11 protein-coding genes are annotated in these 11696 nt (G+C 69.2%); 7 read left to right on the top strand and 4 right to left on the bottom strand.

The window, feature by feature from the left end:
- The first annotated feature begins 8 nt into the window (after positions 1-8).
- Positions 9-1196: an acid resistance serine protease MarP gene (gene marP / locus BST13_RS28360; protein ID WP_083168174.1), complete on the top strand. Its 1188-nt coding sequence runs from the start codon at positions 9-11 to the stop codon at positions 1194-1196.
- Here marP and BST13_RS28355 read toward each other — a convergent pair whose 3' ends face one another.
- A complete protein-coding gene (locus BST13_RS28355; RefSeq protein WP_083168172.1) occupies positions 1197-2165 on the bottom strand; it encodes an alpha/beta fold hydrolase in 969 nt (322 codons plus the stop codon).
- The gene (locus tag BST13_RS28350) at positions 2165-2686 is read right to left on the bottom strand and encodes a phage holin family protein (RefSeq protein ID WP_083168169.1); all 522 of its coding nucleotides are present in this window, start codon (positions 2684-2686) and stop codon (positions 2165-2167) included. The genes BST13_RS28355 and BST13_RS28350 overlap by 1 nt, the downstream gene beginning before the upstream one ends.
- Before the next feature lie 203 nt (positions 2687-2889).
- Between BST13_RS28350 and BST13_RS28345 the strand changes: the two genes are divergently transcribed.
- Complete coding sequence (locus BST13_RS28345; protein ID WP_083168167.1) at positions 2890-3543, top strand: S1 family peptidase; 654 nt, start codon at positions 2890-2892, stop codon at positions 3541-3543.
- 85 nt (positions 3544-3628) lie between these two features.
- Here the strand turns inward: BST13_RS28345 and acs are convergent, their stop codons facing one another.
- Positions 3629-5590, bottom strand: coding sequence for an acetate--CoA ligase (gene acs / locus BST13_RS28340; RefSeq protein WP_083168164.1), 1962 nt, complete (start codon positions 5588-5590; stop codon positions 3629-3631).
- Between the two features lie 74 nt (positions 5591-5664).
- Here acs and BST13_RS28335 point away from each other — a divergent pair, with 74 nt between their 5' ends.
- Positions 5665-6465: a Fic family protein gene (locus BST13_RS28335; protein WP_083168300.1), complete on the top strand. Its 801-nt coding sequence runs from the start codon at positions 5665-5667 to the stop codon at positions 6463-6465.
- Positions 6466-6890: 425 nt separating this feature from the next.
- Here BST13_RS28335 and BST13_RS28325 read toward each other — a convergent pair whose 3' ends face one another.
- Positions 6891-7763, bottom strand: coding sequence for an HAD-IB family hydrolase (locus tag BST13_RS28325; protein WP_083168162.1), 873 nt, complete (start codon positions 7761-7763; stop codon positions 6891-6893).
- A gap of 360 nt (positions 7764-8123) precedes the next feature.
- Between BST13_RS28325 and ssd the strand changes: the two genes are divergently transcribed.
- From ssd to BST13_RS28305, 4 genes are read left to right on the top strand one after another with little or no spacing between them, the layout of a single operon-like run.
- Positions 8124-9194: a septum site-determining protein Ssd gene (ssd, locus tag BST13_RS28320; RefSeq protein WP_083168159.1), complete on the top strand. Its 1071-nt coding sequence runs from the start codon at positions 8124-8126 to the stop codon at positions 9192-9194.
- Positions 9191-10351 carry a TadA family conjugal transfer-associated ATPase gene (locus tag BST13_RS28315; protein WP_083168156.1) on the top strand — a complete coding sequence of 387 codons (1161 nt, stop codon included), beginning with the start codon at positions 9191-9193 and terminating at the stop codon, positions 10349-10351. Before ssd ends, BST13_RS28315 begins: the two co-directional genes overlap by 4 nt.
- Positions 10348-11118, top strand: a complete 771-nt coding sequence (locus tag BST13_RS28310; protein ID WP_083168154.1) for a type II secretion system F family protein — start codon at positions 10348-10350, stop codon at positions 11116-11118. Before BST13_RS28315 ends, BST13_RS28310 begins: the two co-directional genes overlap by 4 nt.
- Positions 11115-11690 (top strand): type II secretion system F family protein, encoded by a 576-nt coding sequence (locus BST13_RS28305; protein WP_083168151.1) that lies wholly within the window; start codon positions 11115-11117, stop codon positions 11688-11690. Before BST13_RS28310 ends, BST13_RS28305 begins: the two co-directional genes overlap by 4 nt.
- Positions 11691-11696 lie beyond the last annotated feature (6 nt).

The raw sequence follows: 11696 nt of genomic DNA, 5'->3' as shown, positions 1-11696 counted from the left end.
GGAAGTAGATGACACCTTCGCTTTGGCTTGACCTGGCCATCATCGGCATCGCGTTCGTCGCCGCCATCTCCGGCTGGCGTTCCGGCGCGCTCGGCTCGCTGCTGTCCTTCGTGGGCGTGGTGCTCGGCGCGGTCGCGGGCCTGCTGCTCGCCCCGCACATCGTCAGCCACATCGACGGTCCGCGCACCAAACTGTTCGCGTCGCTGTTCCTGATCCTGGCGCTCGTGGTGGTCGGCGAGATCGCAGGCGTGGTGCTCGGCCGCGCGGTCCGCAGCGCGTTGCGCAACCCGGTGCTCCGGGTGTTCGACTCGGCCACCGGCGTGGCCCTGCAACTGGTGGCCGTCCTGGTGGCCGCCTACCTGCTGGCCACCCCGCTGACATCGTCGGACCAGCCGAACCTCGCTGCCGCCGTGAAGAATTCGCGGGTGCTGACCGAGGTGGACAAGGTGGCTCCGCCGTGGTTGAAGTCGGTGCCGACGCGCTTGTCCAGCCTGCTGGACACGTCCGGGTTCGACGTCTTGCAGCCATTCGGCCGCACCCCCATCGTCAACGTCGACGCGCCCGATGCGAGCCTGGCCACCGACGCCGTCGTCGCCGCGACCCGGCCGAGCGTGGTCAAGATCAAGGGTGTCGCACCGAGCTGCCAGAAGGTGTTGGAGGGCAGCGGATTCGTCGTGGCGCCCAACCGGGTGATGTCCAACGCGCACGTGGTCGCCGGAGCGGACAGCGTGACCGTCGAAGCCGAGGGCAAGACCTACGACGCGAGCGTCGTGTCCTATGACCCCAACGCCGACATCTCCATCCTCGATGTGCCCGACCTGCCGACCGCCCCGCTGACCTTCGCCGAGCAGGCGGCCCCGCAGGGCACCGACGCGGTGGTGATGGGGTATCCAGGCGGCGGCGACTTCCTGGCCACCCCGGCCCGCGTCCGCGAGATCATCGAGCTCAAAGGTCCCGACATCTACCGCACCACGACCGTCACCCGTGAGGTCTACACGGTGCGGGGCAGTGTGCGGCAGGGCAATTCGGGCGGGCCGATGATCAACCGGGCCGGCAAGGTGCTGGGTGTCGTGTTCGGCGCGGCCGTCGACGACGCCGACACCGGATTCGTGCTGACCGCAAAGGAAGTGGAACAGCAGATGGCCAAGATCGGCAACACCCAGCGGGTGGCCACCGGGACGTGCATCAGCTCCTGATCAGTGCTCGCCCAGGTGCGCGAGGAATCTGCGCAACTGCTCGTTGACCATGTCCGGATCTTCTTCGTGGCCGAAGTGCCCTGAACCGGCGAGAGACACGTAGCGGCCGTGCGGCGCGAAGTGCTGGGTGCGGTAGACCGGATCGGCCAGCACGTAGGGGTCGGCGTCGCCGCGCAGATGTAGCACCGGCACATTGATCGGCCGCTTCATCGACCGCATGAAGCGCCTGCCCTCACCGCGCAGCTGGCTGCGCACCGCCCAGCGCTGGTACTCCAGCGCCGAATGGGCCGCTCCCGAGATCTGAATGGCTCGCCGCATGTGACCGAGGGTCTCGGAGAAGTCTTGGGTGGCTTGCCATTTGGTGCCTGCCCGGCTGCGTACCAGGCGTTCCAGCTCCTCGCCGTCGTGCCGGGTCAACGCGCGCTCGGGCAGCATCGGTAGCTGATAACGCATCAGCGACGGGAGCAGCGCGCGGCCCTGATCGCGCCGGGTCAGCGCCGAGGCGCGCAGCGCCACCGGATGCGGCGAGCTGACCAACGCGATCGCCCGCACCACCCGCGGGTGCAGCACGGCCGTCGCCCAGCACACCAGGCCTCCATCGGCGTGACCCACCAGCGTCGCGGTCTTGTGGCCCAGAGCGCGCACCAACCCGGCGGTGTCGCCGGCCAGGGTCCAGCCGTCGTAGCCGCGTGGGGGCTTGTCGCTGCCGCCGTAGCCACGCAGGTCTACGGCGACGACGCGCGCGTCGGGCAACCCGGTGAGCTGATGACGCCAAGACCACCAGAACGAGCCGAATCCGTGCAGCAGGATGACCAGCGGACGGTCGGGCTGCGAGCTCTCGCCCGCTTTCCCACGGTCGGGCTGCGCGCTCTCGCCCTCTACAACGTGGAAGCGAATGCCGTTGGCGTGCACCTGCAGATGCCGCCATGGCCCGTCGATCCGGGTGATCGACGGGTCGGGTGGGGGCATTACCAGCCCGAGGGGTCGGCCGGGGTCGCCTTGGCCCGCGCCGCGTCGGCCGTGGACAGCGCGACGGACTTGTCGTGCCCGGGCGTCAGTGCCTCACGGGTTTCTCTCACCGACTCGATGGTCTGCCGCGGTCCGCGGATCCGGCGCACCTTGAGGAAACCGAACAGCGCCAACGCCACGGTCGTCAGCACCATGATCCCGAACACGATCAGGAACGCCGCCCAGCGGTACAGCCAGGTGTCGAGCAGTTCGGCAACGAAGAAGAAGAAAAAGAAGGTCGAGTAGAACAGCACGACCAGCGCGGCGATGAAAAAGATGCTGCCGGTCAAACCCTTCTTGACGTCGCGGGTGATCTCGGCCTTTGCCAGTGCCACCTCGGCCCGGACCAGGGTCGACACCTGGGCGGTCGCATCTTTGACCAGGTCTCCGATGGACGGGTCGGGCTTGGGCGCGTGCGGATCTACCAGCGGAATCGAGGTCACAGTTGCCGGAATTCCGGTCCTGCGGTCGCCGTTGCTCACAAGTAGCTTCCTCCCCGGGTCCGATGCCTGGTTGCGGTGGTGTGGTCGCGGTTCATGTTGCCATGTGGTGGCTCGGATAACGATCCCGGCCGACATCTGAGCACAAGTAGGATGCGAGTATTCGCTTGGGGTGCGCGGGTCGGGGCGCGTCGATGGGAGGACACTTGGCGACCAGACGCCGCTGGAAGTTCGTTGTCGGGACAATGATTCTGGCGCTGGCCGCCATGCTGACGCCGGGGGTCGCACACGCTGATCCGGTGGTGCTGGGTGGAGGCTCCGGCATCGTCGTCAACGGCGACACGTTCTGCACTCTCACCACGATCGGTCACGACAACGCGGGCCGGCTGATCGGCTTCACCTCGGCGCACTGCGGTGGCCCAGGCGCGACGGTCGCGGCCGAGAACGCCACCGGGGCCGGGCAGCTGGGCACCATGGTCGCAGGCAACGAGCTCCTGGACTACGCGGTGATCCAGTTCGACCCGCAGAAGGTCACGCCGACCGACAACGTCAACGGCTTCCAGATCGACGGTATCGGCCCCGACCCGGTGTTCGGCCAGATCGCCTGCAAGCTGGGCCGCACCACCGGCTATTCGTGCGGTGTCACGTGGGGACCGGGGCAGGACCCGGGCACCATCGTCAACCAGGTGTGCGGTCAGCCCGGCGATTCCGGTGCGCCCGTCACGGTCGACAACAAGCTGGTGGGCATGCTGCACGGGGCCTACACCAACGATCTGCCGACCTGCGTCGTGAAATACGTGCCGCTGCACACGCCCGCGGTGACCATGTCGATCAACACGCAACTCGCCGACATCACCGCCAAGAACCGGCCCGGTACGGGGTACGTGCCGATCGCCTGACCCCCCTTCCCGCGGAACTGCATTCCAGGTCGTTAATCTCGCGATTTGACCACCCGGAATGCAGTTCCGGTGAAAGAGAAGGCGCCTACTTGCTGGCGCGGATGGCTTCGAACACGCTCGGGTCGACCAGTGTCGAGGTGTCGCCGAGTTCGCGGCCCTCTGCCACGTCACGCAGCAGCCGGCGCATGATCTTGCCGCTGCGGGTCTTGGGCAGCTCGGGCACCACGTGGATCTCGCGGGGTTTGGCGATCGGGGAGATCTCGCGGGACACCTGCGCGCGCAATTCCTCGATCATGTTCGCCGCACCGCCGTGGGCGCTTTCTTTGAGGATGACGAAGGCGCAGATGGCCTGGCCGGTGGTCTCATCCGACGCGCCCACGACCGCGGCCTCGGCGACCCCGGAATGGCCGACGAGCGCCGACTCGACCTCTGCGGTCGAGATGCGGTGGCCCGAGATGTTCATGACGTCGTCGATGCGGCCCAGCACCCAGATGTTGCCGTCCGAGTCGTACCGGGCGCCGTCGCCGGCGAAATACCAGCCCTGCTCGGCGAAGCGCGACCAGTAGGTCTCCTTGAACCGCTCCGGATCACCCCAGATGCCGCGCAGCATGGCCGGCCACGGCTTGTCGAGCACCAGGTATCCGGTGACGTGCTCGGCTTCGTCGGCGCCGGGGACCAGGTCGTTGCCTTCGTCGTCGACGATCTTGGCCGCGATGCCGGGCAGGGGGGTCATCGCCGAGCCGGGCTTGGCGGCCGTCACCCCGGGCAGCGGGGAGATCATGATGGCCCCGGTCTCGGTCTGCCACCAGGTGTCCACGATCGGGGTGCGGTTGCCTCCGATGAACTCGCGGTACCAGCGCCACGCCTCGGGGTTGATCGGCTCACCGACCGAGCCCAGCAGCCGCAGGCTGCTCAGGTCGTGGCCCTCGGGCAGTACGCGCCCCCACTTCATGAACGTGCGGATCAGCGTCGGCGCCGTGTAATAGATTGTCACGCCGTACTTTTCGATGACCTCGAAATGCCGGTGCATGGTGGGCGAGGCCGGGGTGCCCTCGTAGACCACCTGCGTGACGCCATTCGCCAGCGGCCCGTAGACGATGTAGGTGTGCCCGGTGACCCAGCCGATATCGGCTGTGCACCAGTACACGTCGGTTTCGGGCTTGATGTCGAAGACGTTGTGGTGGGTGTAGGCCGCCTGGGTCAGGAACCCGCCCGAGGTGTGCACGATGCCCTTGGGCTTGCCCGTGGTGCCCGAGGTGTACAGCAGGAACAGCGGCTGCTCGGCGTCGAAAGCCTCCGGGGTGTGGTCGGGCGATGCCTGCTCCACCGTCTCGTGCCACCAGAGATCCCGGCCAGGTGTCCAGTCGACGTCAATTCCGGTGCGCCGCACCACAAGAACGTTCTGCACCGACGCCTGATCGGCGACCGCCTCGTCGACGGCGGACTTCAACGACGCGGCCTCGCCACGCCGGTACTGCCCGTCAGTGGTGATGACGAGCTTGGCCTGCGCGTCCTCGACGCGGGCGCGCAGCGCGCTGGCGGAGAACCCGGCGAAAACGACACTGTGCATGACGCCCAGGCGCGCGCAGGCCAGCATGGCGATGATGGCCTCGGGCACCATCGGCATGTAGATGGCGACCCGGTCACCGGCCACCAGACCGAGATCGGTCAGGGTGTTGGCCGCCTTGCTCACCTCATCCTTGAGCTGCGCGTAGGTGATGTCGCGCGCGTCGTCGACCGGTTCGCCGACCCAGTGGATCGCGACCCGGTCGCCGTTGCCCGCCTCGACGTGCCGGTCGACGCAGTTGTAGGCGACGTTGAGCTTGCCGCCGACGAACCACTTCGCGAACGGCGCCTCCGACCAGTCCAGCACCTCGGTGAACGGGGTCTGCCAGGCGAGCCGCTCGGCCTGCTCACCCCAGAACGCCAGCCGGTCTCGTTCGGCCTCGGCATACAACTCGCCCGTCGCATTCGCGCTGGCCGCGAAGTCGGCGGGTGGGGGATAGGCTGACGGAGCTTCGGCGTGCGTCACTGACGGGTTCGACATGTTTGTGAGCCTAGTCACCGAACGTTGCACCGGCGTTGGAGACGCCCAACGCCGTCGGCCGGGCGGCGCGCCCGATGCGCCGAACGGTCGAAGATCCGGCGTCCAGCGGTCGGCTAGCGTATGTGGGCGTGACCAACACGGACCCACTCGCGCCGCTCGCCGAGCTTCCCGGCGTGGCCGCGGCGTGTGATGAGGCCAGGGAGGCGCTCGGGCGGGCGCACCGGCACCGCTTCAACCTGCGCGGCTGGCCACAGACCGCGGGCGAGGCCGCGATGCGGGCGGCCCGGGCCTCGGCGGTGCTCGACGGCGGGTCCATCCAACTGACCCCCGACGGCGAGCCGGATCCCGTGACAGCAGGCGCGATCCGCGTTGCCGAAGCCCTCGAGGGTGGCGCGACGACGCTGGTCGGGGTGTGGCAGCGGGCGCCGTTGCAGGCGCTGGCCCGGCTGCATGCGCTGGCCGCCGCAGATCTCACCGACGACGAACATCTGGGCCGGCCACGGACGGATCCGGCCGTGGGCCGCCGGTTGGAAATGCTCGCCGAAATCCTCACCGGAGGATCGCGCGTACCCGCGCCGATTCTGGCTGCCGTCGCGCACGGCGAACTGTTGACGTTGGAGCCGTTCGGTACGGCCGACGGCGTGGTGGCCCGCGGACTGTCACGACTGGTGACCATCTCCAGCGGTCTGGATCCACACGGCCTCGGCGTGCCCGAGGTGCACTGGATGAAGAAGTCGGGCGACTACCGTGCTGCCGCACGGGGATTCGCGGCGGGCACCCGCGAGGGGTTGACGGCGTGGCTGCTGCTGAGCTCTGAGGCCCTGCACGCCGGTGCCCGGGAAGCGCTGCAGATCGCCCAGTCTGCTGCTGGCTGAGCACTTCTCGGCGATCCGTCCAGCAAACGCAAAGCGGGCGGCGTTCCGAACTGTGTTCGGCTCGCCGCCCGCTAGCACGGATTCCGGTTACCAAGCGTGCAATGTGGGTTGCGTGGGTGGCCTCGGCGTCCTTGCGATGCGCTTCGGATGCAACCCCACCCAAGAGGCCGTCGTGTCCGTCCGCTTCTCGCAATCACGCAGGCCCGCAACACTTTTACCTATTCCGCGGCATGTGCTCCGCGTGGGTGCCGGGACCCGTGCTAGGGAGCCTGGTTCGGGAGATTTAGCCTTCTCTTCTGGCTATATCTTGGCTTCTCCAAGCTTCCGTGGTTCCTTTGTACTACGTGACCACAGTCACATCAAGGCCCAAAATGAGCGAGTTTCCCGATCGTTACGCCCACGCCTCAGCTACTACACCCGGTAGCTCAGAAAGTGAAGCGGCGCAACAGTGAATACGTCAGCGCGCCGGCCGCCAGCGCACTCACACCCACCGCGGCGGTGGTGGCCACGGCGGCCCCTGACGGGGCGGCAGGCAGCCGGTCGCGCAGCGACACCGGTTTGGTGAACGTCAGCACCGGCCAGTCGCGCGCAAGAGCCTCCTTGCGCAACGCCCGGTCCGGGTTCACCGCAGTGGGGTGGCCCACCGACTCGAGCATCGGGATGTCGGTCACCGAATCGGAGTACGCGTAGCAGTGGTCGAGCGCGTAGCCCTCGCGGGCGGCCAGCGCCCGGATGGCCTCGACCTTGCCCTCGCCGTAGCAGTAGAACGCGATCTCACCGGTGTAGCGGCCGTCCTCGACGACCATCCGGGTGGCCATGGCGTGGGTGGCGCCCAACGCCCGCGCGATCGGAGCGACGATCTCCTCACCGGACGCCGACACCACGACGATGTCGCGCCCGCACAGCTTGTGGTCGGCGATCAGTTCGGCGGCTTCGGCGAACACCAACGGGTCGACGATGTCGTGCAGCGTCTCCCCGACGATCGACTTGACCTGTTCGACGTCCCAGCCCGTACACATGTTGGTGACGTACGACCGCATGCGGTCCATCTGGTCGTGGTCGGCGCCCGACATCAGAAAGAGGAACTGCGCGTACGTCGACTTGAGAACAGCGCGGCGGTTCAGCAGACCCTGATCGAAGAAAGGTTTGCTGAAGGCAAGCGTGCTGGACTTGGCGATCACCGTCTTGTCGAGGTCGAAGAACGCCGCTGTGCGCACCGGGCGACCGTTGGTCGGCCCGGCTTGCGGTGCGATCGGCTCCCCGGCAACCGGATCGGATGCACTCACATGCGCCAGCATAGAGGCCGGTGTCCGCGGCGCTCCGACGGAGCCGACAAATGGGCAGTTCACGGCACATGTCGAGGCGATCTGTCTCACAGGCGGCGCGTTGTTAACTCGCAGTCGTATCTCTTGCGTCTTTGGGCAGTTCCGTGTGTATAGTGAGCATTACTCGGCTTATGCCGAGGTGCATCAGCCCGACCCCCCGGGGCTGATACACGACGACCTCCGCCTCCTCCCCCCCTGGCGGGGGTCGTCTCTTTTTCCGGGGAGAAATTCGCCGACGCACGGCCCGTGGTGAGTTATCCCCAACCCGTCGTTCATCCACATTCTTCGGTTCGGCGCTGGCGCCTCGGCCTCGACAGCCACAGGCTTGGGGCCATGACCAGTTCGACGCACGCGGTGCTCGCCATGATCGGTGATCCGGTGCTGCGCGACGATGCCGATCGCGTTGCCGCCGCTGCAGGTGTGGCACTCGTTCACGTCGGCGAACCCTCCAGTCGCAAGGCGTGGACGGCAGCGGCGGCCGTGCTTCTCGACGCCGACGCGGCGGCCCGCTGCGCCCGGCGGGTGCTGCCGCGGCGCGACCGCGTGACGCTCGTCAGCGCCGCCGCACCTGCGCCCGCGGACTGGCAGGCCGCGATCTCGGTTGGGGCCCAACAGGTCCTGACCCTGCCTGCGCAGGATGCCGAACTGGTCGCCGCGCTGTCGGCCGCCGCGGTGGCCGACGACGGCAGCCGCGGCCCGGTGCTGGCCGTCGTCGGATCCCGCGGCGGCGCCGGGGCTTCCGTGTTCGCCGCCGCATTGGCACAGACTGCCGCCGACACCGGACCGGCGCTCCTGGTCGACGCCGACCCGTGGAGCGGCGGCATCGACCTGGTGATGGGGACCGAGGACGTGCCGGGTCTGCGATGGCCCGACCTCGCGCTGCAGAGCGGCCGGTTGGCCTTCCCCGCGCTGCGCGACGCCTTGCCGCGCCGTAGTCAGGTCAGCGTGTTGTCCAGCGGCAGAACAGCTGTCGACATCGATGCTGGGCCGCTCGGCGCGGTCATCGACGCCGGATGCCGAGGAGGTGCGACGGTGGTGTGCGACGTACCGCGCCGGTGTACCACCGCTGTGGAGGGCGCGCTGGATGCCGCCGATCTCGTCGTTGTCGTGGCGCCCGCCGATGTGCGGTCCTGCGCAGCGGCCGCCGCCGCCCGTCCATGGCTGCTGGCCTGCAACCCGAATGCCGGTGTGGTGGTGCGCGGTCCGGCCCCGGGAGGATTGCGCTCGGCCGAGGTGGCCCGCATCGTGGAACTGCCGCTGTTGGCCGCCATGCGGCCGGAGCCCGGCATCACCGAACTTCTCGAGCGTGGTGGCTTGCGGATGCGCCGGCGGGCACCGCTGGCCGGGGCGGCCCGGCGGGTGCTCGCCGTGCTGGCGTCTCACCCCGTGGGTGCGGCGGCATGACGGCATCGCTGATCGAACGGGTGCGTGAGCGGTTGGCAACCGAAGCCAGCCCGCTCACGCCGGGAGTGGTCGCCGCGGCCATCCGGGCCGAATCCGGTGGGCTGCTGGGCGATACCGAGGTGCTGAGCAGTCTGCGGGTACTGCAGACCGAACTGACCGGCGCGGGGCTGCTCGAACCGCTGCTGTCGGCCGACGGCACCACCGACGTGCTCGTCACCGCGCCGGACGCGGTGTGGGTCGATGACGGTAACGGCCTGCGGCGCAGCACCGTCCGGTTCCCCGACGAGGCGGCAGTGCGACGGCTGGCGCAACGACTGGCCCTGCTGGCCGGGCGCCGGCTTGATGAGGCGCAACCGTGGGTCGACGGTCAGCTCGCCGGGCCGGGCGGGGCTACGGTACGGCTGCACGCGGTGCTGCCGCCCGTGGCGGTCGACGGCACCTGCCTGTCCCTGCGCGTGTTGCGTCCTGCCACCCAGGATCTGGCCTCCCTCACCGCATCCGGCGCCATCGCGTCCGACGCGGCCGAGCTGCTACGGGCGGTCATCGACGCCCGGCTGGCGTTCCTGATCTCCGGCGGAACCGGATGTGGCAAGACGACGCTGCTCGCGGCGTTGCTCGGTGCGGTGGCCGCAAGCGAACGGATCGTCTGCGTAGAGGACGCCGCCGAACTCGCCCCGCCACATCCCCATCTGGTGAAGCTCGTGGCTCGCGGTGCCAATGTCGAAGGGATCGGCGAGATCACGGTCCGCGATCTGGTGCGGCAGGCCTTGCGGATGCGACCGGATCGCATCGTCGTGGGAGAGGTGCGCGGGGCTGAGGTCGTCGATCTCCTGGGAGCCCTCAACACCGGGCACGACGGCGGCGCGGGCACGGTGCATGCCAACAGCCCCGCCGAGGTGCCTGCCCGATTGGAGGCACTCGGGGCGCTCGGCGGCCTCGGTACGGCCGCGCTGCGCAGCCAGGTTGCGGCCGCTGTGCAGGTACTACTCCATGTCGGCAGGGACCGCGAAGGGCGGCGCCGGCTCTCGGAGATCGCTGTGCTGCAGCGCGGTGTCGACGGTGTTCTCGACGTGCGCACCGCATGGCACGCGGACACCGGACTCGCATCCGGCGCAAGCACTCTGCGGCGGATGCTCGCCGAACGGGGTGTGTCGTGACCGCCGCAGCGTTGGCTCTCGCGGCGGCCCTGCTGGTGTGGCCCGCGGCGCCCCGGCGGCTACGCGCGTTGCCCCGCCCGCCGCGGCGTCGCCCGTGGGCATTGCTCACGCCGGTGCTGATCGCGCTGGCGTGGCTGGTGCCGCTCCCGGTCGCGGTGGCGGCAGGCGCGATGGTGGGCACCGTGGCACTGCGCCGTCATCGGCGAAACATCCAGCGGCGCCGAGCGGCCGAATCTGTTGCGCTGCAATCAGCGCTGGAGGTATTGGTCGGTGAACTCCGCGTCGGAGCGCACCCGGTTGCCGCGTTCACCGTTGCAGCACAAGAGGTCTCCGGACCGGTGGCCGGTGGGATGCGCGCTGTGGCGGCACGGGCCCGGCTGGGTGCCGATGTCGCGGCCGGGCTCGACGATGTCGCTGTGGCGTCGCCGCTGCCGATGCACTGGCACCGGCTCGCGGTGTGCTGGCGACTGGCAGAGGCCCGCGGCCTGGCCGTCGCCACGCTGATGCAGACCGCCGCGCAGGACATCGTTGAGCGGGAACGCTTTTCCGCACGCGTCACCGCCGCGATGGCGGGGGCTCGCACTACCGCGGCCATGCTGGCCGGGCTGCCGGTGATCGGTATCGCGCTCGGGCAGTTGATCGGTGCGGAGCCCATGGCGTTCCTGCTGGCTCCCGGCGCGGGCGGATGGCTGTTGGTCATCGGAGTGCTGCTGGCGTGCGCCGGCCTGTTGTGGTCGGACCGGATCGTGGGCGGGGTGCTGAGATGACCTGGGCAGCAATCCTTCTGGCGACGGCACTGCTGGTGTCGGCGGATCGGCCCGCGACGCGGTTGCGGGCGCACCCGACGGCCGGGCCGGCGCGGCAATCGCTGCGACCGTCGGCCGACGACCCGCTGGCCGCGGCATCGACGTTCGAGTTGTTCGCCGCCTGCCTGTCCGCGGGCATGGCGGTGTCGAGCGCGGCGGCCGCCGCCGCGCCGTCGGCACCCGAGCCGCTCGCCGGATTGCTCACCCGGTCCGCTGATCTCCTCGCTCTGGGGGCGGACCCCGTGACGGCGTGGCCGAATGATGTTGGCTTGAAAGATCGCAATGCCGAGGCACTGCTGCGGCTCGCCCGCAGGTCGGCGTCGTCGGGATCGGCACTGGCCCGTGGTGTCGCCGAGTTGGCCGACCAGTCCCGCCATGAAGCCGCCGCGGCAGCCGAGGCCGCCGCCGAACGGGCCGGGGTACTCATCGCCGGGCCGCTCGGGCTGTGCTACCTCCCGGCCTTTGTGTGCCTGGGAATCATCCCCGTCGTGGCAGGGCTCGCGGGGGACGTTCTGAGTTCAGGTTTGTGGTGACATCGG

Origin of the sequence: Mycobacterium aquaticum, from assembly GCF_002086485.1 — a bacterium.
In the GTDB taxonomy this organism is placed as follows: domain Bacteria; phylum Actinomycetota; class Actinomycetes; order Mycobacteriales; family Mycobacteriaceae; genus Mycobacterium; species Mycobacterium aquaticum.
This window is presented reverse-complemented; position numbering and strand designations above follow the sequence as displayed.

Excerpts from the sequence above, each read along its gene's own strand:
- marP (WP_083168174.1), top strand. The coding sequence starts at position 9 with ATGACACCTTCGCTTTGGCTTGACCTGGCCATCATCGGCATCGCGTTC.
- BST13_RS28355 (WP_083168172.1), bottom strand. The coding sequence starts at position 2,165 with ATGCCCCCACCCGACCCGTCGATCACCCGGATCGACGGGCCATGGCGG.
- BST13_RS28345 (WP_083168167.1), top strand. The coding sequence starts at position 2,890 with ATGATTCTGGCGCTGGCCGCCATGCTGACGCCGGGGGTCGCACACGCT.
- acs (WP_083168164.1), bottom strand. The coding sequence starts at position 5,590 with ATGTCGAACCCGTCAGTGACGCACGCCGAAGCTCCGTCAGCCTATCCC.
- BST13_RS28335 (WP_083168300.1), top strand. The coding sequence starts at position 5,665 with ATGCGCCGAACGGTCGAAGATCCGGCGTCCAGCGGTCGGCTAGCGTAT.
- BST13_RS28325 (WP_083168162.1), bottom strand. The coding sequence starts at position 7,763 with ATGCTGGCGCATGTGAGTGCATCCGATCCGGTTGCCGGGGAGCCGATC.
- ssd (WP_083168159.1), top strand. The coding sequence starts at position 8,124 with ATGACCAGTTCGACGCACGCGGTGCTCGCCATGATCGGTGATCCGGTG.
- BST13_RS28315 (WP_083168156.1), top strand. The coding sequence starts at position 9,191 with ATGACGGCATCGCTGATCGAACGGGTGCGTGAGCGGTTGGCAACCGAA.
- BST13_RS28305 (WP_083168151.1), top strand. The coding sequence starts at position 11,115 with ATGACCTGGGCAGCAATCCTTCTGGCGACGGCACTGCTGGTGTCGGCG.